The sequence below is a fragment of the Streptomyces sp. genome, from assembly GCF_031181705.1.
Taxonomy (GTDB): domain Bacteria; phylum Actinomycetota; class Actinomycetes; order Streptomycetales; family Streptomycetaceae; genus Streptomyces.
The window spans coordinates 1-23,837 of record NZ_JAPSKN010000089.1 but is presented as its reverse complement, the minus strand read 5'-3'; the positions used below and the strand labels follow the sequence as shown (position 1 = coordinate 23,837).

General features: G+C 70.3%; 22 protein-coding genes and 1 pseudogene. 2 read left to right on the top strand and 21 right to left on the bottom strand.

All coding sequences use genetic code 11. The features are described from left to right. The 10 genes and pseudogenes from RIN80_RS17895 to RIN80_RS17850 all read right to left on the bottom strand — a co-directional run. Positions 1 to 216: pseudogene (locus tag RIN80_RS17895) on the bottom strand (hypothetical protein); the annotation flags it as partial. Positions 217 to 391: 175 nt separating this feature from the next. Next, a complete protein-coding gene (gene ruvX, locus RIN80_RS17890; protein WP_094057801.1) occupies positions 392 to 856 on the bottom strand; it encodes a Holliday junction resolvase RuvX in 465 nt (154 codons plus the stop codon). Positions 857 to 871: 15 nt separating this feature from the next. Beyond that, positions 872 to 3,544 (bottom strand): alanine--tRNA ligase, encoded by a 2,673-nt coding sequence (gene alaS / locus RIN80_RS17885; protein ID WP_309096598.1) that lies wholly within the window; start codon positions 3,542 to 3,544, stop codon positions 872 to 874. After that, positions 3,544 to 3,897, bottom strand: a complete 354-nt coding sequence (locus RIN80_RS17880; RefSeq protein WP_309096597.1) for a hypothetical protein — start codon at positions 3,895 to 3,897, stop codon at positions 3,544 to 3,546. The genes alaS and RIN80_RS17880 overlap by 1 nt, the downstream gene beginning before the upstream one ends. A gap of 9 nt (positions 3,898 to 3,906) precedes the next feature. Then, positions 3,907 to 4,347 (bottom strand): DUF948 domain-containing protein, encoded by a 441-nt coding sequence (locus tag RIN80_RS17875; RefSeq protein WP_309096596.1) that lies wholly within the window; start codon positions 4,345 to 4,347, stop codon positions 3,907 to 3,909. A gap of 176 nt (positions 4,348 to 4,523) precedes the next feature. Next, complete coding sequence (gene rpsD / locus RIN80_RS17870; RefSeq protein ID WP_309096595.1) at positions 4,524 to 5,138, bottom strand: 30S ribosomal protein S4; 615 nt, start codon at positions 5,136 to 5,138, stop codon at positions 4,524 to 4,526. 301 nt (positions 5,139 to 5,439) lie between these two features. Continuing rightward, positions 5,440 to 6,795, bottom strand: coding sequence for a replication-associated recombination protein A (locus RIN80_RS17865; protein ID WP_309096594.1), 1,356 nt, complete (start codon positions 6,793 to 6,795; stop codon positions 5,440 to 5,442). Positions 6,796 to 6,851: 56 nt separating this feature from the next. Then, a complete protein-coding gene (locus tag RIN80_RS17860) occupies positions 6,852 to 7,508 on the bottom strand; it encodes a vitamin K epoxide reductase family protein (protein ID WP_309096593.1) in 657 nt (218 codons plus the stop codon). A gap of 454 nt (positions 7,509 to 7,962) precedes the next feature. Beyond that, positions 7,963 to 9,225, bottom strand: a complete 1,263-nt coding sequence (hisS, locus tag RIN80_RS17855) for a histidine--tRNA ligase (RefSeq protein ID WP_309096592.1) — start codon at positions 9,223 to 9,225, stop codon at positions 7,963 to 7,965. 11 nt (positions 9,226 to 9,236) lie between these two features. Beyond that, the gene (locus tag RIN80_RS17850) at positions 9,237 to 9,953 is read right to left on the bottom strand and encodes an MBL fold metallo-hydrolase (protein WP_309096591.1); all 717 of its coding nucleotides are present in this window, start codon (positions 9,951 to 9,953) and stop codon (positions 9,237 to 9,239) included. A 166-nt stretch (positions 9,954 to 10,119) separates the two neighbouring features. On the opposite strand from RIN80_RS17850, the gene RIN80_RS17845 reads away from it, so the two are divergent. Both RIN80_RS17845 and RIN80_RS17840 read left to right on the top strand, forming a co-directional pair. Next, positions 10,120 to 10,965, top strand: coding sequence for a peptidylprolyl isomerase (locus RIN80_RS17845; RefSeq protein ID WP_309096590.1), 846 nt, complete (start codon positions 10,120 to 10,122; stop codon positions 10,963 to 10,965). Between the two features lie 136 nt (positions 10,966 to 11,101). Next, positions 11,102 to 12,331: a DUF349 domain-containing protein gene (locus RIN80_RS17840; RefSeq protein WP_309096589.1), complete on the top strand. Its 1,230-nt coding sequence runs from the start codon at positions 11,102 to 11,104 to the stop codon at positions 12,329 to 12,331. Positions 12,332 to 12,404: 73 nt separating this feature from the next. Here RIN80_RS17840 and relA read toward each other — a convergent pair whose 3' ends face one another. The 11 genes from relA to RIN80_RS17785 all read right to left on the bottom strand — a co-directional run. Then, a complete protein-coding gene (relA, locus tag RIN80_RS17835) occupies positions 12,405 to 14,918 on the bottom strand; it encodes a GTP pyrophosphokinase (protein ID WP_309096588.1) in 2,514 nt (837 codons plus the stop codon). Positions 14,919 to 15,112: 194 nt separating this feature from the next. Then, positions 15,113 to 15,652, bottom strand: a complete 540-nt coding sequence (locus RIN80_RS17830; protein ID WP_309096587.1) for an adenine phosphoribosyltransferase — start codon at positions 15,650 to 15,652, stop codon at positions 15,113 to 15,115. Continuing rightward, a complete protein-coding gene (secF, locus tag RIN80_RS17825) occupies positions 15,649 to 16,764 on the bottom strand; it encodes a protein translocase subunit SecF (protein ID WP_309096586.1) in 1,116 nt (371 codons plus the stop codon). The genes RIN80_RS17830 and secF overlap by 4 nt, the downstream gene beginning before the upstream one ends. A 1-nt stretch (position 16,765) precedes the next feature. Beyond that, positions 16,766 to 18,538: a protein translocase subunit SecD gene (secD, locus tag RIN80_RS17820; RefSeq protein ID WP_309096585.1), complete on the bottom strand. Its 1,773-nt coding sequence runs from the start codon at positions 18,536 to 18,538 to the stop codon at positions 16,766 to 16,768. Between the two features lie 142 nt (positions 18,539 to 18,680). After that, positions 18,681 to 19,178 (bottom strand): preprotein translocase subunit YajC, encoded by a 498-nt coding sequence (gene yajC, locus RIN80_RS17815; protein ID WP_309096584.1) that lies wholly within the window; start codon positions 19,176 to 19,178, stop codon positions 18,681 to 18,683. A 185-nt stretch (positions 19,179 to 19,363) separates the two neighbouring features. Beyond that, a complete protein-coding gene (gene ruvB / locus RIN80_RS17810) occupies positions 19,364 to 20,458 on the bottom strand; it encodes a Holliday junction branch migration DNA helicase RuvB (RefSeq protein WP_309096583.1) in 1,095 nt (364 codons plus the stop codon). 24 nt (positions 20,459 to 20,482) lie between these two features. After that, positions 20,483 to 21,088: a Holliday junction branch migration protein RuvA gene (ruvA, locus tag RIN80_RS17805; protein ID WP_309096582.1), complete on the bottom strand. Its 606-nt coding sequence runs from the start codon at positions 21,086 to 21,088 to the stop codon at positions 20,483 to 20,485. Beyond that, positions 21,085 to 21,648: a crossover junction endodeoxyribonuclease RuvC gene (gene ruvC, locus RIN80_RS17800; protein WP_309096581.1), complete on the bottom strand. Its 564-nt coding sequence runs from the start codon at positions 21,646 to 21,648 to the stop codon at positions 21,085 to 21,087. Before ruvC ends, ruvA begins: the two co-directional genes overlap by 4 nt. A 136-nt stretch (positions 21,649 to 21,784) precedes the next feature. Continuing rightward, positions 21,785 to 22,537: a YebC/PmpR family DNA-binding transcriptional regulator gene (locus tag RIN80_RS17795; protein ID WP_309096580.1), complete on the bottom strand. Its 753-nt coding sequence runs from the start codon at positions 22,535 to 22,537 to the stop codon at positions 21,785 to 21,787. A 48-nt stretch (positions 22,538 to 22,585) separates the two neighbouring features. Continuing rightward, on the bottom strand, positions 22,586 to 23,194 hold the full coding sequence (gene pdxT / locus RIN80_RS17790; RefSeq protein ID WP_309096579.1) for a pyridoxal 5'-phosphate synthase glutaminase subunit PdxT: 609 nt from the start codon (positions 23,192 to 23,194) through the stop codon (positions 22,586 to 22,588). Between the two features lie 14 nt (positions 23,195 to 23,208). After that, positions 23,209 to 23,837, bottom strand: a 629-nt coding sequence (locus RIN80_RS17785) for a pyridoxal 5'-phosphate synthase lyase subunit PdxS (protein ID WP_309096578.1), incomplete at its 5' end; no start/stop codon positions are given.

The following is a 23,837-nucleotide window of genomic DNA, read 5'->3' as shown; positions in this document are numbered from 1 at the left end:
ACCGGGGTGCTGCTGATGGCCCTGGGGCTGTGCCGCGTACTGCTGCTGGTCGTACGGGTACTGCTGCTGCGCCTGGCCGTATCCGGCCTGCTCACCGGTGCCCCAGTCGCCGTACTGCGGCTGCTGCTGCTGCGGGTAGTGCTGCGGCTGGCCGCCGTAAGGGGACTGCCGACCCTGCTGGGCCTGCTGTCCATCCCATCCGCCGTCCCCGTACAACGGGTCCTCCGGATGCCACGGTTCGGAGCCTTGGCCCCGGCCATACTCAGTCATCGATCCCCTAGAGCCGCGAGGCGGCGGTCACGCGGCTTCCGGCTCGGCTCCCGTTCCGCCTCTTGCTGTGCGGGGGCTGTTCGAATGCCGCCGCATCGCGCGGAACGTTACCGTATCGCGATCAGATGACCACTTCGACGTCTTCGCCGGGCGCTTTACCTGACACCCGTTCGGATTCAAGCGCCTGTTGCAGGATCACCACGGCCGCTGCCTGGTCGATGACGGACCGGCCCTTCTTGGACTTCACGCCCGAGGCGCGCAGCCCCTGAGTGGCCGTCACCGTCGTCATGCGTTCGTCCAGGAGCCTCACCGGAACCGGGGCGATCATGCGCGCCAGTTCCTGGACGAAACCGCGGACCTTGAGGGCGGCCGGCCCCTCGCCCCCCTTGAGGGAGCGCGGCAGGCCGGCCACGACCTCGATCGGCTCGTACTCCTCGACGAGTTGCTTCAACCGCCGCTGAGCTGCGGGGACGTCACGCCCCGGGACCGTCTCGACCGGGGTGGCGAGGATCCCGTCGGGGTCGCACGAGGCGACCCCGATGCGGGCGTCCCCGACGTCGATCGCGAGGCGACGTCCTCTGCGCATGTTCTCTACCGTCTCCTACTTGGCCGTCTCGGCGACGAGGCGCTCGACGGCGTCCACGGCGTCACCGATGGCGGCCGGGTTCTGGCCGCCGCCCTGGGCGACGTCCGGCTTGCCGCCACCGCCGCCGCCGAGGGTCTTGGCGGCCGTGCGGACCAGGTCGCCGGCCTTCAGGCCGCGCTCGCGGGCGGCCTCGTTGGTGGCGATGACCGTCAGCGGCTTGCCGTTCGCCACCGTGAACAGGGCGACGACGGCGGCCCGGCCGCCCTGGATGCGTCCGCGCACGTCGAGCACCAGCTTGCGCAGGTCGTCAGCGGTGGTGCCGTCCGGCACCTGACCGGTCACGACGGCAACGCCACGGACGTCCTTGGCGGACTCGGCGAGACCGGCGGCGGCCTGCAGGACCTTCTCGGCGCGGAACTTCTCGATCTCCTTCTCGGCGTCCTTCAGCTTGCCGAGCATGGCGGAGACCTTCTCCGGGAGCTCTTCCGGGCGGCCCTTGATCAGCTCCTGGAGCTGGGCGACGACCGTGTGCTCCCGGGCGAGGAAGTTGTAGGCGTCCACGCCGACCAGGGCCTCGATACGGCGCACACCGGAGCCGATGGAGGACTCGCCGAGCAGCTTCACCAGGCCCAGCTGGGCGGTGTTGTGCACGTGCGTGCCGCCGCACAGCTCCTTGGAGAAGTCGCCGATGGTGACCACGCGCACGCGCTCGCCGTACTTCTCGCCGAACTCGGCGATGGCGCCCTGCTTCTTGGCCTCGTCGATGCCCATGACCTCGGCCTGCACGTCCAGGTCGCGGGCGAGCACCTCGTTGATCTTCTGCTCGACGTCGGTCATCACGGCCGTCGGAACGGCCGACGGGGAACCGAAGTCGAAGCGGAAGCGGCCGGGCTGGTTCTCGGAACCGGCCTGGGCGGCCGTCGGGCCGAGGGCGTCGCGCAGGGCCTGGTGGGTCAGGTGCGTGGCCGAGTGGGCGCGGGCGATGGCCTTGCGTCGGCGGCTGTCGATCGAGGCGTGGGCCTTGGCACCGACCGTGACCTCGCCGACCTGCACGACGCCCTTGTGCACGTAGACGCCGGGGACCGGCTTCTGGCAGTCGCGGATCTCGATGACGGCACCGGAGTCGGCCTTGATCCGGCCGGTGTCACCGATCTGGCCGCCGCCCTCGGCGTAGAAGGGAGTGCGGTCGAGGACGATCTCGACCTCGTCGCCCTCGGTGGCGGCCGGGGAGGAGACGCCGTCGACGAGGATGCCGACGATCGTCGACTCGCCCTCGGTGTCGGTGTAGCCGATGAAGTCCGTGGCACCGGCGCGGTCGGCGATCTCGCGGTAGGCGCCCATGTCGGCGTGGCCGGTCTTCTTGGCCTGGGCGTCGGCCTTGGCGCGCTCCCGCTGCTCCTTCATCAGGCGGCGGAAGCCCTCCTCGTCCACGGACAGCCCCTGCTCGGCGGCCATCTCCAGGGTGAGGTCGATCGGGAAGCCCCAGGTGTCGTGGAGCAGGAAGGCCTTGTCGCCGGGCAGGACGGTGGAGCCGGCCTGCTTGGTCTCGGTGACGGCGGTGTCGAGGATGTTGGTGCCGGCCTTCAGCGTCTTGAGGAAGGCGTTCTCCTCGGCGAGGGCGACCTTCTCGATGCGCTCGCGGTCGGTGATGAGCTCCGGGTACTGCTGCCCCATCATGCCGATGACGACGTCGATCAGGTCCTTGACGACCGGACCGGTGGCGCCGAGCAGGCGCATGTTGCGGATGGCGCGGCGCATGATGCGGCGCAGCACGTAACCGCGGCCCTCGTTGCCGGGGGTGACACCGTCGCCGATGAGCATGGTGGCCGTGCGCATGTGGTCGGTGACCACGCGCAGGGAGACGTCCGAGGCGTGGGCGTCGCCGTAGGCGACACCGGTCAGCTCGGTGGCCTTCTTGATGACGGCCATCGAGGTGTCGATCTCGTACATGTTCTGCACGCCCTGCAGAATCATGGCGAGGCGTTCGAGGCCGAGGCCGGTGTCGATGTTCTTGCTGGGCAGTTCGCCGAGGATCTCGAAGTTGTCCTTGCCGGTGCCCTCGCCCCGCTCGTACTGCATGAAGACCAGGTTCCAGATCTCCACGTACCGCTCGTCGTTGACGGCGGGACCGCCCTCGGCGCCGAACTCGGGGCCGCGGTCGTAGTTGATCTCGGAGCAGGGGCCGCACGGGCCGGGGACGCCCATGGACCAGTAGTTGTCCTTCATGCCGAGGCGCTGGATGCGCTCCTTCGGCACGCCGACGACCTCGTGCCAGATGCGCTCGGCCTCGTCGTCGTCCTTGTAGACCGTGATCCACAGACGCTCGGGGTCGAGGCCGTAACCGCCCTTGTCCTGGGGGCTGGTGAGCAGCTCCCAGGCGAGCTTGATGGCGCCTTCCTTGAAGTAGTCGCCGAAGGAGAAGTTGCCGCACATCTGGAAGAACGTGCCGTGCCGGGTGGTCTTGCCGACCTCTTCGATGTCCGGCGTGCGCACGCACTTCTGCACGCTCGTGGCGCGGTCGAAGGGGGGCTTGACCTCACCGAGGAAGTACGGCTTGAAGGGCACCATGCCGGCGGGGACGAGGAGCAGAGTCGGGTCGTCCGCGATGAGCGACGCCGAAGGGACGACGGTGTGCCCGCGCTCCTCGAAGAAGCTCAGCCAACGGCGGCGAATCTCGGCCGACTCCATCAGTGGTCCTCATTCCGGTTGTACGTGTACGTCTGGTACGTCGAACCCTCGACGTACTTCGGGTCGTTGCGGTTCTCGATGGCGGCGTACCGCCGGGGGCCGGGGAGTTCGGGATTCTGGTTGATCCCGAGGGCCTCACCCAGCTCGGCCTCGCGGACGGCCATGTTGGCGCGGACGTCGAGCGCGAAGCCCACGGCGCGGTCCTTGAGGCGGTGACCGGCCTCGATCGCCTTGTTGCCGGCGGCCTTGGCGAGGCTTTCGGGGGTCAGCTGCTTCAGCTTGCGGTTGACCTTGGTGGTGGCCCACACACCGGCTGCGACGCCCGTGGTGAACCAGAAGGTACGGCGGAACATCGCTGGCTCTCAGTCCCTCTTCCCTCGGGCGCTGCGCCGAGAGACCGTACGGCCCACGATCACGGTACGCCTGGACGCGGTGGCGGGCACGTCCTCCTTGCGGCCGCCGAGGGCCCGGCGCACGCCGTAGCCGAAGGCGGCGACCTTGACCAGGGGGCCGCCGAAGGTGGAGGCGACGGTGGTCGACAGCGCGGAGGCGTTCGACGTGACCTCCTGGACGTCGGAGGCGATCGCGTCGACCCGGTCGATCTGGGTCTGCGCCGAGCGCACCGCCGTGGAGGCCTCTGCCAGGAGCGGGACGGCCTGGTCGGTCACATCCGCGACGAGTTTGGTGGTCGCCTTGAGCGTCTGGGCCAGCCTCGCCAGGGCGACGGCGAGGAAGGAGACCAGGATCGCCCAGAAGACGGCCACCAGAATCCCGGCAACCTCTCCACCGGACACTGTGTGCACCCGCTCCCTGAAACGTGCCTGAACATCGAAAAAGTCGTGCGACGAGCCTATCGCGCCGGGGGTGGCGCTCCGTACCGGATATCCGCCCGGCGACGGGGCAATCGCGAAAGCCCGCCGCCTCGCCCGCCACGGGGGCGGGGAGACGGCGGGCTGAAGTACCGCGTGCCTGCCGGGGATCAGCGGGCGTAGTACTCGACGACGAGCTGCTCGTCGCAGATCACCGGGATCTCCTTGCGGTTCGGCTCGCGGTCCAGGCGGAACGCCAGGGCCTTGAGGTTCACCTGGAGGTAGCGCGGGGTCTCGCCCTCGGGGGCGAAGCCACCCTCACGGGCGATCGTGAAGAGGGTCTTCTCCTTGGAGCGGTCGCGGACCTGCACGACGTCGTCCGGGCGGACACGGAAGGAGGGCTTGTCGACCTTCTTGCCGTTGACCTGGATGTGGCCGTGGACGACCATCTGGCGGGCCTGGTAGATCGTGCGGGCGATGCCCGAACGCAGGACCAGGGCGTCGAGACGGCGCTCCAGCTCGATGATCAGGGCCTCACCGGTCTTGCCCTGGACCTTGGAGGCACGCTCGTAGGCGCGGACGAGCTGACGCTCGGACACGTCGTACTGCGCGCGCAGACGCTGCTTCTCCAGCAGACGGACCTTGTAGTCCGAGTTCTGCTTGCGGCCGCGGCCGTGCTCACCCGGCGGGTAGGGACGGGCCTCGAAGTACTTGACGGCCTTCGGGGTCAGCGCGATGCCGAGGGCACGCGACTTCTTGACCTTGGGGCGGGACTGGTTCGCCACTGCTTCTCATTTCCTTGATTCGGCTTGTCAGGGTGGTGGGAGGTCGCATCCGCAGCCGGGGAAACCCGCCTCGGTCCTGACGGACCTCGGTGGGCAGCCGCTCCCCTGGTCTGGGCACATACGTGCAGCACGCGAGTGGCCCACCGACCGGTCCCGTCCGCTGGACGAGGGGTGGTGGGCTGCCCGCGACACCTTCGACGGTGCGCGACGCTCCTGGAGCAGATCCCGGAGGACCGGCTCCGGCCGGCTGTCCCGTTCTGACTGCACGGGACGCGGCACTCCGGACGAGTTTACAGGGTCCTCAGGACCGCTTTCGACCGAGGTTCTTCCTGGTCCACTCGACCGCGTCCGCGTAACGGGCCTCCGCGCCGTGCCGGGTCGGCTCGTAGTACTCGCGGTCCTTGAGGGCGTCCGGGGCGTACTGCTGGGCGGCGATGCCCTCGGGCAGGTCGTGCGGGTAGACGTAGCCCTGGCCGTGGCCGAGCTTGGTCGCGCCCTTGTAGTGGCTGTCGCGCAGGTGGGCGGGGACCGGTCCGGCCAGGCCCTTGCGCACGTCCTCCAGGGCGGCGCCGATCGCGGTGGTCGCCGCGTTGGACTTCGGGGCCAGGGCGAGCGCGATCGTGGCGTGGCTGAGGGTGAGGGCGGCCTCGGGGAAGCCGATCATGGCGACGGCCTGGGCGGCGGCGACCGCCGTCTGAAGGGCGGTCGGGTCCGCGAGGCCGATGTCCTCGCTCGCGGAGATCATCAGGCGCCGGGCGATGAAGCGGGGGTCCTCGCCGGCCTCGATCATCCGGGCCAGGTAGTGCAGGGCGGCGTCGACGTCGGAGCCGCGGATGGACTTGATCAGGGCGCTGGCCACGTCGTAGTGCTGGTCGCCGTCGCGGTCGTACTTCACGGCGGCCCGGTCGACCGTCTCCTCCAGGGTGGTCAGGCCGATCTCCGCCTCGCCCTTGTCGAGGGCGGCTCCGGCGGCCGCCTCCAGGGCGGTGAGGGCTCGGCGGGCGTCGCCGCCGGCGATGCGCAGGAGGTGGCTCTCGGTCTCCTCGGGGAGGGCGACGGCGCCCTTGAGGCCGCGCTCGTCGGTGAGGGCGCGGCGCAGGAGGCTCCTGATGTCGTCGTCCGTGAGCGGTTCGAGGGTGAGGAGCAGGGAGCGTGACAGCAGCGGGGAGATGATCGAGAAGTACGGGTTCTCCGTCGTCGCCGCGATGAGCGTCACCCAGCGGTTCTCGACGGCCGGGAGCAGGGAGTCCTGCTGGGCCTTGCTGAAGCGGTGGATCTCGTCGAGGAAGAGGACGGTCTCCTTGCCGTAGCCGCCGGAGGCGCGGCGGGCGCCGTCGATGACCGCGCGGACCTCCTTGACGCCGGCGGTGATCGCGGACAGCTCCACGAAACGGGCGTCGGTCGCCTTGGAGACGACGTAGGCCAGGGTGGTCTTGCCGGTGCCGGGCGGGCCCCAGAGGATCACCGAGGAGGGGCCGGCCGGGCCGGAGGCGGCCTCACCGACCAGTCTGCGCAGGGGCGAGCCGGGCTTCAGCAGGTGCTGCTGGCCCACCACCTCGTCGAGGGTGCGCGGGCGCATCCGCACGGCCAGGGGGCTGCTGGACGGCTCCTTCTCCTGGCGTTCTTCGGCTGCGGCGGTGAACAGGTCGGGCTCCACGTGAGAAACCCTAAATCACCGCACTGACAATCCGGCCGGGGCCCGGAGCGCCCGGGTCAGCTGGTCCAGAAGTCCCACCAGCGCGTCAGGATCAGCATGCCGATGATGCCGATGTGCAGCACGGGCATGACCCAGGTGAACTCGCCGAAGAAGCCCTTGAGCCAGCCCGGGGCCGGCAGGAAGCCCTTGCGGATGTTGAACGACGTGACGTACCAGAACATGATGATCGTCGCGACCCAGGCGAGGCAGCACCACAGGCACAGGGCGTTGATCCGGTACAGGGACTGGAACATCAGCCAGGCGCAGAAGGCGACGCCGAACAGGCAGCCGGCGTTGAAGGTGAGCCAGTACCAGCGCGGGTAGCGGGCGCGGGCGAGCAGGCTGACGCCGACGCAGACGACGATGCCGTACGCGACCAGGCCGAGCATCGGGTTCGGGAAGCCGAAGACGGCGGCCTGCTTGCTCTCCATGACGCTGCCGCAGGAGACGACCGGGTTGAGGCTGCAGCCCGGGGTGAACGTCTTGCCCTCGACCTTGGCTTCCAGGAGCTTGAACTTGTCGAGGGTGATGACCCAGGCGGCGAGCAGTCCGGCCGCGCCGGTGATCACGAGCAGCAGGGCGAGGGCCCGGCTGCCGCCCTCCGTGCGGGGCGCGATGTCGGCGCGCTCCGGCTCGGGCTCCGTGGAGACGTCCTTGACTGTCGTCTTGCTCATCACGCCGATTCCGTCACTTGAGACCTGAACTTCTCCGGGCAGGGCCATTGTGCCGCACCGGCCTGTGTCTCCACCGTTCCGTGGACATAAGGAGGTCGCCACGGCCGCCGCCGGGGGTTGCGTTCCGGCCGCCGCTCGTCGCGGGGCGGGATGCGGGTGCGTCCGCGCCGCCCGGGCCCGGAAGCTGCGGGGACGTGCCCGGCGCCGGCGGCATCCGTGGGCGGACCCGGCCTCCGGCACGCGCGCGTGGCGCGGCCGGATCGGAAATGGCGCGGCAGGGCGAACCGGCACGCACGGAGTTGACGGTCCGCGAGAACGTGCGACGCGGCGCTGTGCCGGCGGGGGTTTCGTACAGTCGGCCGGATCTGGCTGGTCCGCTTCGCCGGTCCGCCGGGATCCGGGGTGTCCGAGCAACAGGAAGGGCGCCGGGTGGCCCGGCGCCCTTCCGTGCGGATCAGCCCAGCCGGGCTTCGAGTTCCGCCACGATCTCGTTCACGCCCACCGCCGTCTGCTCGCCCGACTCCATGTCCTTGAGCTGGACGACGCCCTCGGCGAGGTCGCGTTCGCCGGCGACGATCGTGTAGCGGGCCCCGCTGCGGTTGGCGTTCTTCATCGCGCCCTTGAGGCCCTTGCCGCCGTAGGAGAAGTCGGTCGCGATGCCGTTCTTGCGCAGCTCGGTGACCTTGCCGAACAGGACCCGGCGCGCCTCCTCGCCGAGCGGGACGGCGAACACACTGGTCGTGGGGGGCACTTCGAGCTCGATGCCCTCCGCCTCCAGGGCGAGGACCGTACGGTCGACGCCGAGGGCCCAGCCGACGGACGGCAGCGCGGGGCCGCCGATCATCTCGGAGAGGCCGTCGTAACGGCCGCCGCCGCCCACCGCGGACTGGGAGCCGAGGCCGTCGTGGACGAACTCGAACGTCGTGCGGGTGTAGTAGTCCAGGCCGCGCACCAGCTTCGGGTCGTCCTCGAAGGAGACGCCCGCCGCCGTGATCAGCTCGCGGACCTCCTCGTGGTACGCCTTGCACGCGTCGCACAGGTAGTCGCGCAGCAGGGGGGCGTCGGCCAGCTGCTTCTGGACTTCGGGGCGCTTGTCGTCCAGGACGCGCAGCGGGTTGATGTCCGCGCGGCGCAGGGTGTCCTCGTCCAGGTCCAGGCCGCGCAGGAACTCCTGCAGCGCCGTCCGGTACACCGGGCGGCACTCCTTGTCGCCCAGGCTGTTGAGCAGGATCCGGAAGTCGCTCAGGCCCAGCGAGCGGTAGGCCTGGTCGGCCAGGATGATCAGCTCGGCGTCGAGCGCCGGGTCCTCCGCGCCGATGGCCTCGGCACCGACCTGCGAGAAGTGGCGGTAGCGGCCCTTCTGGGGGCGCTCGTAGCGGTAGTACGAGCCGGAGTACCAGAGCTTGACCGGGAGGTTGCCCGCCTTGTGCAGGTTGGCCTCCAGCGCGGCGCGCAGCACCGAGGCCGTGCCTTCGGGCCGCAGGGCGAGCCTGTCGCCGCCCTTGGTCTCGAAGGCGTACATCTCCTTGGTCACGATGTCGGTGGACTCGCCGACTCCGCGTGCGAACAGTTCGACGTTCTCGAAGCCGGGCGTCTCGATGTAGCCGTAGCCGGAGTTGCGCAGCGGGGCGGCGATCGCCTCGCGGACCGCCAGGTACTTCGCGGAGTCCGGCGGGATCAGGTCGTACGTGCCCTTGGGGGCCTTGAAGGTGCTCACGGAAGGTCTCGTCACATTCCTCGTCGGGGAGCCTCGGCGGCGCCGTGTCCTTGGCGGTCCGCCGCCACCTGCCGCAGGTACGGGTTGGTGGCGCGCTCCTGGCCGATGGTCGTCTGGGGGCCGTGGCCGGACAGCACCACGGTCGAGTCGTCGAGCGGCAGGCACACGCGGGCCAGCGAGTCGAGGATCTCGGCCATGTCACCGCCGGGCAGGTCGGTGCGTCCGATGGAGCCGGCGAACAGCAGGTCGCCCGAGAACAGGATCGGCGGGATGTCCGCCGCCTCGGGCAGGCCGAAGGTCACCGACCCCTTGGTATGGCCCGGCGCGTGCGAGACGGTGAGCTCGAGGCCCGCCAGGTGGAGCGCGGCGCCATCGGTCAGCTCCTTGACGTCGTCCGGTTCGCCGATGGTCAGCTCGCCCAGCAGCGGCATGCCGATCGAGCGTCCCAGCGCCTTCTCCGGGTCGCTCATCATGTACCGGTCGTCGGGGTGGATCCAGGCCGGCACGTCGTGCGCGCCGCACACCGGGACGACCGAGGCGACGTGGTCGAGGTGGCCGTGGGTGAGGACGACGGCGACGGGCTTGAGCCGGTGCTTGGCGATCGCCTCCGCGACGCCGTCGGCGGCCTGGTGGCCGGGGTCGATGATCACGCACTCCTCACCGGCGGCGGGGGCGACGAGGTAGCAGTTCGTCCCCCAGGCCCCGGCGGGGAACCCGGCAATGAGCACGATCGTCCTTCGTTGTGTCGATACGGGCGGCTGCGGATGTCGTCAGAGCCTACCGGCGCTGCCGATTCCACAGCGAACCCATATACGGTACGGGGCACACGCGGGCGGTCGGCGCACAGGCCCCACGCGTACCGGTCGACGTATCAGACGCATAGGAGAGAACCCGGTGGTCAGCCAGGAACAGCGGCGGCGTCAGCTCGCCCGGGAGAAGTACCTGCGGCAGCAGCAGCGGCGCACTGACGCACGGCGCAAGGCCCGTATCCGCAACTCCGTGATCGCCTCGGTCCTCGGTGTGGTCGTGGTGCTCTCCGTGACGGTCTTCCTGACCAAGCCGTTCGAGGACGACGGCACGAAGGAGAACGCGAACGCGGAGGTCAGCCCGAGCGCCTCGCCGAGCAAGGCTCCGGACCCGTGCGAGAAGCCCGCCCCGGGCAAGGTCAAGTCGGAGACCTGGAAGAAGGAACCGGCCATGACCATCGACGAGTCGGCGAAGTACACGATGAAGCTGGACACGACCTGCGGCGAGATAGACATCGCGCTGAAGGCGTCGGCGGCCCCGCACACCGTCAACTCGTTCAAGTTCCTCGCCGACAAGGGGTACTTCGACCACAGCAAGTGCCACCGCCTCACCGACCAGGGCATCTACGTCCTGCAGTGCGGTGACCCGCAGGGCACGGGCATGGGCGGTCCGGGCTACACGATCCCGGACGAGAACCTGAAGGACAAGAGCCTCAAGGGCGGGGTGTACCCGGCGGGCACGGTCGCGATGGCGAACCAGTACAACGCCCAGACGAAGCAGGGCCGCGACAGCGGTGGCAGCCAGTTCTTCCTCGTCTACCAGGACAGTCAGCTGCCGCCCGACTACACACCGTTCGGTACGGTGTCCGAGGCGGGCATGAAGGTGCTGCAGAAGATCGCCAAGGCCGGAGCGCAGGCTCCCGACCCTCAGACGGGCAACACGGCGCCCCATGCGACGGTCGTGATCAACAAGGCGACGGTCGGCGAATCCTGACCCCCAACTGCGTAATTTCGGTCGCGCGGGATGCGGACAGGCCCCCCGCCGGTCGCCTATGTTGGCCGTGACGAAACTGTGGACGATGCCCGGGGGAGCTCGAAGCCCCTCGCAGGCATCATGTGGAGGAGGCGCTGTGAGCAGCGACCCGTGGGGCCGCGTCGACGAGACGGGGACCGTGTACGTGCGTACGGCCGACGGCGAGCAGGTCGTCGGTTCGTGGCAGGCAGGCTCACCCGATGAGGCGCTGGCCTATTTCGAGCGCAAGTACGAGGGCCTGGTTGTCGAGATCGGCCTCCTCGAGAAGCGAGTGAAGACCACCGACCTGTCGGCGAAGGACGCCCAGGCCGCCATCGACCACATTCGCGAACAGGTCGACGCGCATCACGCGGTGGGCGACCTGGACGCCCTGCGGGTCCGGCTGGACAAGCTCGTGGAGCTGGTGGAGGCGCGCCGCGAGGAGCGCAAGGCGCAGCGCGCCAAGCAGTCCGACGAGGCCCGGCACGCCAAGGAGGCGCTGGTCGCCGAGGCGGAGGAGCTGTCGCAGTCCGACCAGTGGCGGGCGGCGGGCGAGCGGCTGCGCGCCCTGGTGGACACCTGGAAGGGTCTGCCGCGGCTGGACCGCAAGTCCGACGACGAGCTGTGGCACCGGTTCTCGCACGCGCGGTCGGCGTTCTCCAAGCGGCGCAAGCAGCACTTCGCGCAGCTGGACGCGCAGCGCGAGGAGGCCCGCAAGACCAAGGAGCGGCTGGTCGCCGAGGCCGAGGCGCTGTCGAACTCGACGGACTGGGGCGTCACGGCGGCGCGCTACCGCGAGCTGATGGCCGAGTGGAAGGCCGCGGGCCGCGCCCAGCGCGAACACGAGGACGATCTGTGGAACCGCTTCCGCGGCGCCCAGGACGTCTTCTTCGCGGCGCGCGGCTCGGTCTTCGCCGAGCGGGACGCCGAGCAGGCGGAGAACCTCAAGCTCAAGGAGGAGCTGGCCGAGGAGGCCGAGAAGCTCCTGCCGATCACGGACCTGAAGGCGGCCCGCGCCGCGTTCCGGAACGTGAACGAGCGCTGGGAGGCCATCGGCCACGTGCCGCGGGACGCCCGGCCGAAGGTCGAGGGCCGGATGCACGCCGTCGAGCGGGCCATCCAGGAGGCCGAGGAGGCCGAGTGGCGCCGCACCAACCCGGAGGCACGGGCGCGTGCCGAGGGTCTGACCGGTCAGCTCCAGGCCGCGGTGGACAAGCTGCGGGGCCAGATCGAGCAGGCCCGCGCGCAGGGCAACAACGCCCGGGCCGACAAGCTCCAGCGTGAGCTGGAGGGCCGCCAGGCGCTGCTGGACCAGGCGCTGAAGGGCCTGCAGGAGTTCGGCGGCTGACAGGCAGCCGGCCGAAAGGGGCTCCCGTACGCACCGTACGGGAGCCCCTTTCGCATGACCGCTACGGCGGGTTTTACGTCCTGTTGCGCGCCGACGTCACCCGGTAGACGTCGTAGACGCCCTCCACGCCCCTGACCGCCTTCAGCACGTGGCCGAGGTGCTTGGGGTCGCCCATCTCGAAGGTGAAGCGCGAGGTGGCCACGCGGTCGCGGGAGGTCTGGACGGCCGCGGAGAGGATGTTGACGTGCTGGTCGGACAGCACGCGTGTGACGTCCGACAGGAGCCGGGAGCGGTCCAGGGCCTCGACCTGGATGGCGACCAGGAAGACCGAGGACTGCGTGGGCGCCCACTCGACGTCGAGGATGCGCTCGGGCTCCCGGGACAGCGAGTCCACGTTCACACAGTCGCTGCGGTGCACCGACACGCCGCTGCCGCGGGTGACGAAGCCGATGATCGGGTCGCCTGGCACGGGCGTGCAGCAGCGGGCCAGCTTGACCCACACGTCGTCGACGCCCTTGACGACGACGCCCGGGTCGGAGCTGGAGCGGCGCTTGCGGCTGCGCCCGCGGGCCGGCGGGACCGACTCGTCGATCTCCTCGGTGGCCGCCTCCTCGCCGCCGAGGGCCTGCACCAGCTTCTGCACGATGTTCTGCGCGGAGACGTGGCCCTCGCCGATCGCCGCGTACAGCGCGGAGATGTCGGCGTAGCGCATCTCGTGCGCGAGGGTCACCAGGGAGTCGCCGGTCAGGATGCGCTGGATCGGCAGGTTCTGCTTGCGCATGGCGCGGACGATGGCGTCCTTGCCCTGCTCGATCGCCTCGTCGCGGCGTTCCTTGGAGAACCAGGCGCGGATCTTGTTGCGGGCGCGCGGTGACTTGACGAAGCCGAGCCAGTCGCGGGAGGGCCCGGCGCCGGGTGCCTTGGAGGTGAAGACCTCCACGAGGTCGCCGTTGTCGAGGGTGGACTCCAGCGGGACCAGACGGCCGTTGACGCGGGCGCCTATCGTGCGGTGGCCGACCTCGGTGTGCACGGCGTACGCGAAGTCGACGGGGGTGGCCCCCGCCGGGAGCGCTATGACGTCGCCCTTGGGGGTGAAGACGAAGACCTCGTTGCGGGACAGGTCGAAGCGCAGGGACTCCAGGAACTCCCCCGGGTCCTCGGTCTCCTTCTGCCAGTCGAGGAGCTGCCGCAGCCACGCCATGTCGTTGATGGCGTCCTTGTCCTTGCCGGAGGACTTGGGCGCGTCCGTGCGGACCTTGGAGGCGCCGGCGACGGCCTCCTGCTTGTACTTCCAGTGCGCGGCGATGCCGTACTCGGCGCGGCGGTGCATGTCGAACGTGCGGATCTGCAGCTCGACGGGCTTGCCGCCGGGGCCGATGACCGTCGTGTGGAGCGACTGGTACATGTTGAACTTGGGCATCGCGATGTAGTCCTTGAACCGGCCGGGGACCGGGTTCCACCGCGCGTGCACCGTGCCGAGCGCGGCGTAGCAGTCGCGGACCGTGTCCACGAGGACGCGGATGCCCACCAGGTCGTAGATCTCCGCGAAGTCACGGCCGCGGACGATCATCTTCTGGTAGACGCTGTAGTAGTGCTTCGGGCGGCCGGTGACGGTCGCCTTGATGCGGGCCGCCCTGAGGTCCTGCTGCACCTCGTCGGTGACGATGGCGAGGTACTCGTCGCGCTTGGGCGCGCGCTCGGCGACCAGGCGGACGATCTCGTCGTACATCTTGGGGTAGAGGATCGCGAAGGCGAGGTCCTCCAGCTCCCACTTGATGGTGTTCATGCCCAGGCGGTGGGCGAGCGGCGCGTAGATCTCCAGGGTCTCGCGCGCCTTCTTCTCCTGCTTCTCGCGCTTGAGGTAGCGCATGGTGCGCATGTTGTGCAGGCGGTCGGCGAGCTTGATGACCAGGACGCGGGGGTCCTTGGCCATGGCGACGACCATCTTGCGCACGGTCTCGGCCTGGGCGGCCTCGCCGAACTTGACCTTGTCGAGCTTGGTGACGCCGTCGACGAGCAGGGTGACGACGTCGCCGAAGTCGCGGCGCAGGTCCTCCAGGCCGTACTCGGTGTCCTCGACCGTGTCGTGCAGCAGGCCCGCCATCAGCGTGGCCGGATCCATGCCCAGCTCGGCGAGGATGGTGGTGACGGCGAGGGGGTGCGTGATGTACGGGTCGCCGCTCTTGCGCTTCTGGCCGCGGTGCCAGCGCTCGGCGACCTGGTAGGCGCGCTCGATCTGGCGGAGCGTGGCGGTCTCGATCTTGGGGTCGTTGCTGCGCACTATCCGCAGCAGCGGCTCCAGCACCGGGTTGTACGGGTTCGCGCGCTGTACGCCGAGGCGGGCCAGGCGGGCACGGACACGGTTGGAGGAGCCGCTGCGGGCCGGCTGACCGGAAGCCTGCCGCACCGGCGGGGCGGGCTTGGGGCGCGCCTGCTCGGCGGGCTTGTCGATCGGGGCCGACTGGGCGTGCTCGACCGGCCCGCGGGTGTCGTTCTTCGCGTGGGGCGCGTTCGGCGCGGGCTTCGCCGCGGCTGCCGAGGCGGACTCGGGCTTGGCGGCGGTCAGGTGCTGGGCCTCGTCTGGCAAGAGGGCTCCTCGTGCGCGATCCGGGTCCCCCGGTCAGGCTCCGGAGACCCCATGGTAGCCATCCTGGGCCTCAGGATCGCCTTCAGGCCACTGTGAGTGCCGTCAACCCGGGAAACACAAGAGGCGGGCTCCGGATTCCCCCGGGCCCGCCTCCGCGATGTCCTGCCGGTGTACGCCGCTTGGCGTCAGGGTTCCTAGACCGTGAGCAGCGCTTCGAGCGGGGCGCCTGCGAGGGCCGGTTCCAGGCGGGCGCGGCCGCCGAGGAAGCCGAGCTCCATCAGCACGGCGAGACCCGCGACCTCGGCGCCGGCCCGGCGGACGAGCTGGACCGAGGCCTCGGCGGTGCCGCCGGTGGCCAGGACGTCGTCGACGACCAGGACGCGGTCGTCGGCGCTGAGGTCCTCGGCGTGCACCTCGATCTCCGCCGAGCCGTACTCCAGGTCGTAGGCCTGGGCGAGGGTGGCTCCGGGGAGCTTGCCCGCCTTGCGCACGGGGATGAAGCCGAGTCCGGCGCGGACGGCGACCGGGGCGCCGAGGATGAAGCCGCGGGCCTCCAGGCCGACGACCTTGGTGGCGCCGGTGCGCTGGGCGATCTCGGCGAGGGCGTCGGTGAGGGCAGTGAACGCCGCGGGGTCCGCCAGGAGCGGGGTGATGTCCTTGAACATCACGCCCGGCTCCGGGTAGTCGGCCACGTCCCTGATGCGGCTGAGCAGCAGCTCCCTGATGTCCGTCATCGGCGCTTCCCGGAGGGACGGCCGCGGCCGCGACCGCGCGAGGCGGGCTGGTTGCGCGGGCCGACGACGGCGGGAGCGGCGTCGTCCTCGGGCTCACCGGCGTACGACTCGTCGTCGTGGACCTCGGTCTCGCCCTTGGCGGCGGCCTGGGCGCGCTTGGCCAGGACGCGCTTTTTCAGGGCCTTCATCTGCGGCTCGCGCTCCTTGAGGTCGGCGACGAGCGGCGTGGCGATGAAGATCGAGGAGTACGCACCGGCGGCGAGACCGACGAACAGCGACAGCGAGATGTCGTTCAGCATGCCGGCGCCGAGCACACCGCCACCGATGAACAGCAGGCCCGCCACCGGCAGCAGCGCGACGACCGTGGTGTTGATGGAGCGGACCAGGGTGCTGTTGATCGACCGGTTGGCGACGTCGCTGTAGGTCCAGCGGGTCTGCTTGGTGAGGTCCTTCGTCTGTTCCTTGAGGCTGTCGAAGACCACGACCGTGTCGTAGAGCGAGTAACCGAGGATGGTCAGCAGACCGATCACCGTGCCCGGTGTGACCTCGAAGCCGACCAGGGCGTAGATGCCGACCGTGATCGTGATGTCGTGGATCAATGCGACGAACGCCGCGACCGCCATGCGCCACTCGAAGGCGATCGCCAGATAGATCACCACGAGGACCAGGAAGATGCCGAGGCCCTGCCAGGCCTTGTTGGCGATCTGCTCACCCCAGCTGGGGCCGACCAGTTCGGCGTTGATCTGCTCCGGGTCGATCTTGAGGTCGTCGGCGAGGGTGTTCTTGATCTTGTTCGCGGCGCCGGTGTCGATGCCGGCGACCTGGATGCGCAGGCTGCCGTCGCCGAGCTTCTGGACGATCGCGTCGTGGCCGGAGGCCTCTTCCGCGTAACTCTCGGCCTGGGTCACCGAAGCGGCGGTGTTCTTCGGGGTGTTGAAGACGGCGCCGCCCTGGAACTCGATGCCCATGTTCAGGCCGCGGACCGCCAGGCCGACGATGGCCGTGATGGTGATCAGGATGGACAGGCCGTACCAGATCTTGCGGTTCTTGACGAAGTCGTAGCCGACCTCGCCACGGTGCAGTCGGGCGCCGAGGTTGCCGAGTTTCGACATCTCAGGCCTCCTTGGGGTCGACGGGGGCGGCGGGGCGGCGGGTGCGGCGCAGCGGCGGCTGGGCACCCAGGCTCTTCGGGTCGAGGCCGGACCACTTGTGGCCGCCTGCGAAGAACGGGCGGCGGGCCATCAGCGTCAGCAGCGGCTTGGTGAAGAGGAACACCACGACCACGTCGAGCAGGGTGGTCAGGCCGAGCGTGAACGCGAAGCCCTGGACCTTGCCGACGGTGACGATGAAGAGCACCGCGGCGGCGAGGAACGACACGAAGTCGGAGACCAGGATGGTGCGCCGGGCGCGCGGCCAGGCCCGCTCGACGGCGGGGCGCAGCGAGCGGCCCTCGCGGATCTCGTCACGGACGCGTTCGAAGTACACGATGAACGAGTCCGCCGTGATGCCGATGGCGACGATGGCGCCGCAGACGGCCGGCAGGTTCAGCGCGAAGCCGATGGTCGGGCCGAGCAGCGACATGATCGTGTAGGTCAGGGCGGCCGAGACCAGCAGCGAGAGGATCGCGATGAAGGACAGGCCGCGGTAGTAGGCCAGCAGGTAGATGACGACCAGCGCGAGACCGATGGCGCCGGCGATCAGGCCGGCCTGCAGCTGGTCACCGCCCAGCGCGGCGGTCACGGTGGTCATGCTGTCGACCTTGAAGGTCAGCGGCAGCGCGCCGTACGTCAGCATGTTGGCCAGTTCCTGGGCCGACTGCTGGTTGAAGTTGCCGGAGATCTCGGCGTTGCCACCGGTCAGCGCCTGGCGGACGTACGGGTCGGAGACCACGTCACCGTCGAGGACGATCGCGAACTGGTTCTGCGGCGACTGGTTCTGCGCCAGCTTGCCGGTGATGTCCGCGAACTTCTTGGCGCCGCCGTCCGTGAAGTCCATCGTGACGGTCCAGCCCGCACCGGTCTGGGTGTTCAGGACGGCCTGGGCCTTGTCGACGTCCGTGCCGTCGACCTCGGCCGGGCCGAGGATGTACTTCTGCCACTGGCCCTGCGCGTTCTGGCCGCAGGCCAGTGTCGGGTCGGAGGCCTTGGCGGTGTCACCGACGGTGGAGCGGGTCTTCTCGTCGGTGCAGTCGAGCTTGGCGTACTGCTCCTGGAGCTTGCCCGCGGCGGCTTCGGCGGTGCCTCCGCTCGCGGACGGGGAGGGGCTGGACGTCGCCTTGTCCGAGGCGCTCGCGGACGGCGTGGCGTCGGCCTTGAGCGCGTCCGTGACGGCACGGCCCTGCGTGGTGGGAGAGGCGGACGGGGATCCGGATCCCTTGTCGGTGGCCTCCGGCTTGTCGCTGGCCTTGCCGGACGGCTGGCCCGAGGGGCTGCCCGAAGGGCTTCCGGTGGGGCTCGGCGACGGGGCCGTGCCGCCGCCGGAGACCTCGGTGGCGAGGACCGGGCGGAAGTAGAGCTTGGCGGTGGTGCCGACCTGCTTGCGGGCCTGCTCCGAGTTGGTGCCCTTGGGAATGTTGACGATGATGTTTTCCCGGCCCTGCGTCTGGACCTCGGACTCGGAGACGCCCAGACCATTGACACGGCGCTCCATGATGGAGACTGCGGTGTCCATGTTGGTCTTGTTGATCGCCGACTCGTTGCCCGCCTCGGGGACCGCGCGGAGCGTGATGCTCGTGCCGCCGGCCAGGTCGATGCCGAGGCGCGGGGTCGTGTGCCCCGAGGCGAACATTCCGCCGGTGAGCGCCGCGATGGCGATCAGGATCAGGGCCAGCGAGCGCCCCGGCTTGCTCTGGGCGCTCGCGCTCCGGCCCTTTTTAGGTGTGGCCACCTTCTCGTACTCCCTCTCGGGCCGCCTCGCTCCGGGTCGGCGGACGGGCGGCCATGACATGGTGTCGGGATTCCGTGCGAGCTATGGCGTGTCCCGGGGTGGGGGGGGGCCCCCCCCCCCCCCCCCCCCCCCGGGCCCACGACTACTTCGCCTCGGAGTCGCCGTCGGTCTTCTTCGGCTCCGCGTCCGTCCTCGCCTCGCCGGCCGGGGCCTGGTCGGCCGGTTCGTCGGCCGTGTCCTTCTTGCCGAGGTCGACGGCCTTGTCGTCAGCGGGGGCGTCGGTGACGGAGTCGCCGGTCCCGGTGAGGGAGGAGGCGTCGTCCGGGACGAGGTCGGCGTCGGACTTCAGGTCGTGCTCGATGCCGTGGACGATGCGGTTGTACTCGTCGTCGGTGAGGACGGCACCGATGGCGTTCTTGGCGAAGAGGAGCTCGACGCCCGGCCCGGCGTCGAGGAGGACGGTGTCCTCGTTGACCTCCTTGACCGTGGCGTACATGCCCCCGATGGTGCGGACGCCGCTGCCGGGCTGCATTTGGTTCCGCATCTCCACGGCCTGCTGCTGCTTCTTCTTGGCCGATCGGGTCATCAGGAACATGGCCCCGATGAGCACGATGAACGGGAGGAGGGTCAGGAGACTCACGGGTCGGTACTTCCTTCACACGACCGCGCTGTGAGCGGCCAGATGGTTGGGGGTGTGTACGCCGCCGACAAAGGCGGCATCGGCGGAGTCTAAGCGAGTCCGCGCGCATGGAACAACGCTCAGCATGGCACCGGGGTTCCTCCTCCGGCCACTGTCCTCGCCGACCCGGAGCGGTGACGGCGCCGTCACGCCCCGAACAGGTCCTGTTGTCCGTTTCCGGCGGTCTGGGAGCGGGGCGGGGTGAGGCCGAGGTGCGCCCAGGCGGCGGGGGTGGCGACCCGGCCGCGCGGGGTGCGGGCGAGCAGTCCCTCCCGTACGAGGAAGGGTTCGGCGACCTCTTCCACGGTCTCACGCTCCTCCCCCACCGCGACAGCGAGCGTGGACAGGCCGACAGGGCCGCCGCCGAAGAGTTTGAGCAGGGCCTGCAGCACGGCCCGGTCGAGGCGGTCGAGGCCGCGTGCGTCCACCTCGTAGACGGCGAGGGCGGCCGCGGCGATGTCCCGCGTGATCCGGCCGTCGGCCTTGACCTGCGCGTAGTCGCGGACGCGGCGCAGCAGGCGGTTGGCGATGCGGGGGGTGCCGCGGGAGCGGCCGGCGATCTCGGCCGCTCCCGCCGGGTCGATCTCCACCTCCAGGAGGTTCGCCGAGCGGTGCACGACCCGCTCCAGTTCGGCCGGTTCGTAGAACTCCATGTGTGCCGTGAAGCCGAAGCGGTCGCGCAGCGGGGGCGGCAGCAGGCCGGCGCGGGTGGTGGCGCCGACCAGGGTGAAGGGGGGCAGCTCCAGCGGGATGGCCGTGGCGCCGGGGCCCTTGCCGACGATGACGTCGACGCGGAAGTCCTCCATCGCCATGTACAGCATCTCCTCGGCGGGCCGGGACATGCGGTGGATCTCGTCGAGGAAGAGGACCTCGCCCTCCTGGAGGGAGGAGAGGATCGCGGCGAGGTCGCCGGCGTGCTGGATGGCGGGCCCGGACGTGATGCGGATCGGGGCGCCCATCTCGGCCGCGATGATCATCGACAGGGTGGTCTTGCCGAGGCCGGGGGCGCCGGAGAGCAGCACGTGGTCGGCGGTGGCCCCACGCGCGCGTGCGGCGCGCAGGACGAGGTCGAGCTGTTCGCGGACCTTCTCCTGGCCGATGAACTCGCCCAGGTCCTTGGGGCGCAGGGCGGCCTCGACGGCCTGGTCCTCACGGTCCGCGGCGGAGTCCACCAGCCGTTCCTCGGCGGGCCCGGCGAGCGGCTCGGCGGCCTCGGCGTCGGTCGTGTCGTCCCAGTTCATGTGATGTGCCTCGGGGGGTGGGGGTCAGCGGGCGCGGTTCAGGGTCTGGAGGGCCGCCTTCAGCAACCGGCCGACCTGGGGCGTGCCCTCGGCGGCCTCGGCCTGCGGGGCCACGGCGGCGACGGCCTCGTCGGCCTCGCGGGTCGCGTACCCGAGGCCGATGAGGGCGGCGTGCAGCTGGTCGCGCCAGCCGGTGCTGACCGGGGCGCCGACGGCGGGGGCGCCGACCGGGGCGCCGAGCCGGTCCTTCAGCTCCAGCAGCAGTTTCTGGGCGCCCTTCTTGCCGATGCCGGGGACGGCCGTGAGGGCCTTCTCGTCGCCGGTGGAGACGGCCCGGCGCAGGGCGTCGGGGGTGTGCACGGCGAGCATGGCCTGGGCGAGCCGGGGACCCACGCCGCTGGCGGTCTGCAGCAGTTCGAAGACCTGCCGCTCGTCGTCGTCGGCGAAGCCGTAGAGGGTGAGGGAGTCCTCGCGCACGACCAGGGACGTGTGGAGCTTGGCCGGCCGGCCCACGCGGAGCGTGGAGAGCGTGTTGGGCGTGCACTGGACGGCCATGCCGACGCCGCCGACCTCGACGACCGCGGCGTCCGGGGCGAGGGCGGCCACTGTGCCGCTGACGAAGGCGATCATGCCGTACGGCCTTTCGGTGCTGGGGTCGTTGCCGTGGCCGGCGTTGTGGCGGTGTGCCGGGCGACGGCCTGCTGGAGCCGGTTCTGCGCGGGGGCGCGCCAGATGTGGCAGATGGCGAGGGCGAGGGCGTCGGCCGCGTCGGCGGGCTTGGGCGGTGCGCTGAGCCGGAGCAGCCGGGTCACCATGGCGCCCACCTGGGCCTTGTCGGCCCGGCCGCTGCCGGTGACGGCGGCCTTGACCTCGCTGGGGGTGTGCAGCGCGACGGGGATGCCCCGACGGGCGGCGCAGAGCATGGCGACGGCACTGGCCTGGGCCGTGCCCATCACCGTACGGACGTTGTGCTGGCTGAAGACGCGCTCCACCGCGACGAACTCGGGGCGGTGCTCGTCGAGCCACCGCTCGATGCCCTGCTCGACGGCGACGAGGCGGTGGCCGAGGTCCGCGTCGGCGGGCGTGCGGACGACCCCGACGCCGATCATCGTGAGCGGCCGTCCGGCGACTCCCTCGACGACGCCCACTCCGCACCGGGTCAGTCCCGGGTCCACCCCCAGCACGCGCACGCGCAACTCCCTTTCGCTCTCCCCCGGCTACCGCTGGGCGGTGCCCCCAGTTCGTGCAGGCTATCGGGTGCCACCGACAACGCGACGGGCCGACGGGGTGTGTCCCGTCGGCCCGTTGGAACCCGTGCGGGGGGGGTCAGGCGTCGACCTTCTCCATGACCTCGTCGCTGACGTCGAAGTTGGCGAAGACGTTCTGCACGTCGTCGCTGTCCTCCAGCGCGTCGATCAGCTTGAAGATCTTCTTGGCGCCCTCCTCGTCCAGTTCGACCTGCATGGTCGGGACGAAGTTGGCGTCGGCGGAGTCGTAGTCGATGCCGGCGTCCTGGAGGGCGGTGCGGACCGCGACCAGGTCGGTGGCCTCGCTGATGACCTCGAAGCTCTCGCCGAGGTCGTTGACCTCCTCGGCGCCGGCGTCCAGGACGGCGCCGAGGACGTCGTCCTCGGTCAGCTCGCCCTTGGGGACGATCACGACGCCCTTGCGGTTGAACAGGTACGACACCGAGCCCGGGTCGGCCATGGAGCCGCCGTTGCGGGTCATGGCGACACGGACCTCGGAGGCCGCGCGGTTGCGGTTGTCGGTGAGGCACTCGATGAGCACCGCGACACCGTTCGGGCCGTAGCCCTCGTACATGATCGTCTCGTAGTCGGCGCCGCCGGCCTCCAGGCCCGCGCCGCGCTTGACCGCGGAGTCGATGTTCTTGTTGGGGACCGACGACTTCTTCGCCTTCTGGATGGCGTCGTAGAGCGTCGGGTTGCCCTCGGGGTCGGCGCCGCCCATCCGGGCCGCCACCTCGATGTTCTTGATCAGCTTCGCGAAGAGCTTGCCGCGCTTGGCATCGATGACGGCCTTCTTGTGCTTCGTCGTGGCCCATTTAGAGTGGCCGGACATCTGCCTGTCTCCTTCGCGTAACCCATCTCAGCAACGAACGCAGGAATCCTACAAGGACTCGGCTGTCCGGTTCGCCCTCACCATGGCGACGAACAGGGCGTGCACCCGGTGGTCTCCGGTCAGCTCCGGGTGGAACGACGTGGCCAGCGCGTTGCCCTGGCGGACGGCGACGATGTGGCCCTCGTGCTCGGCGAGCACCTCGGCGGCGGCGCCGACGGACTCGACCCAGGGGGCGCGGATGAAGACGCCCTCCACGGGGTCGCCCGCCACGCCCTTGACGTCGACGGCCGCCTCGAAGGACTCGTTCTGCCGGCCGAAGGCGTTGCGGCGCACGATCATGTCGATGCCGCCGACGGTCTCCTGGCCCGAGCGCGGGTCGAGGATCTTGTCCGCGAGCATGATCATGCCGGCGCAGGTGCCGTAGACGGGCATGCCGTCGCGCACACGCGCGCGGAGCGGCTCCATCACGCCGAACAGCACGGCCAGCTTGGAGATGGTCGTGGACTCGCCGCCGGGGATGACCAGGCCGTCCACCTCGGCGAGTTCCTCGGGGCGCCGCACCGGCCTGGCCACGGCGTCGGCCGCGGCCAGGGCCACGAGGTGCTCCCGTACGTCGCCCTGGAGGGCCAGGACGCCGATCACAGGTGCTTCGGTCATGTCTCTGATGTGCCTTACCAGCCGCGGTTGGCGTAGCGCTCGGTCTCGGGGAGGGTGTCGCAGTTGATGCCGACCATGGCCTCGCCGAGGTTGCGGGAGGCGTCCGCGATGATCTTCGGGTCGTCGTAGAAGGTGGTGGCCTTCACGATGGCGGCGGCGCGCTTGGCCGGGTCGCCGGACTTGAAGATGCCGGAGCCGACGAAGACGCCCTCGGCGCCGAGCTGGCGCATCAGGGCCGCGTCGGCCGGAGTGGCGACGCCACCGGCGGAGAAGAGGACCACCGGGAGCTTGCCCAGCTCGGCGACCTCCTTGACCAGCTCGTACGGGGCGCGCAGCTCCTTGGCGGCGGCGTACAGCTCGTGGTTGTCGTAACCGCGCAGGCGGGCGATCTCGTTCTTGATCTGGCGCAGGTGCCGCACGGCCTCGACGACGTTGCCGGTGCCGGCCTCGCCCTTGGAGCGGATCATCGCGGCGCCCTCGGCGATGCGGCGCAGGGCCTCGCCCAGGTTGGTGGCGCCGCAGACGAAGGGGGTGGTGAAGGCCCACTTGTCGGAGTGGTTGACCTCGTCGGCCGGGGTGAGGACCTCGGACTCGTCGATGTAGTCGACGCCGAGGGACTGCAGCACCTGGGCCTCGACGAAGT

Coding starts and splice junctions, on each gene's coding strand:
- ruvX (WP_094057801.1), bottom strand. CDS start 856: ATGCGCAGAGGACGTCGCCTCGCGATCGACGTCGGGGACGCCCGCATC.
- RIN80_RS17830 (WP_309096587.1), bottom strand. CDS start 15,652: ATGACGGACATCAGGGAGCTGCTGCTCAGCCGCATCAGGGACGTGGCC.
- RIN80_RS17795 (WP_309096580.1), bottom strand. CDS start 22,537: ATGTCCGGCCACTCTAAATGGGCCACGACGAAGCACAAGAAGGCCGTC.
- ruvA (WP_309096582.1), bottom strand. CDS start 21,088: ATGATCGCCTTCGTCAGCGGCACAGTGGCCGCCCTCGCCCCGGACGCC.
- secF (WP_309096586.1), bottom strand. CDS start 16,764: ATGTCGAAACTCGGCAACCTCGGCGCCCGACTGCACCGTGGCGAGGTC.
- alaS (WP_309096598.1), bottom strand. CDS start 3,544: ATGGAGTCGGCCGAGATTCGCCGCCGTTGGCTGAGCTTCTTCGAGGAG.
- RIN80_RS17860 (WP_309096593.1), bottom strand. CDS start 7,508: ATGAGCAAGACGACAGTCAAGGACGTCTCCACGGAGCCCGAGCCGGAG.
- RIN80_RS17880 (WP_309096597.1), bottom strand. CDS start 3,897: ATGTTCCGCCGTACCTTCTGGTTCACCACGGGCGTCGCAGCCGGTGTG.
- pdxT (WP_309096579.1), bottom strand. CDS start 23,194: ATGACCGAAGCACCTGTGATCGGCGTCCTGGCCCTCCAGGGCGACGTA.
- ruvB (WP_309096583.1), bottom strand. CDS start 20,458: ATGAACTGGGACGACACGACCGACGCCGAGGCCGCCGAGCCGCTCGCC.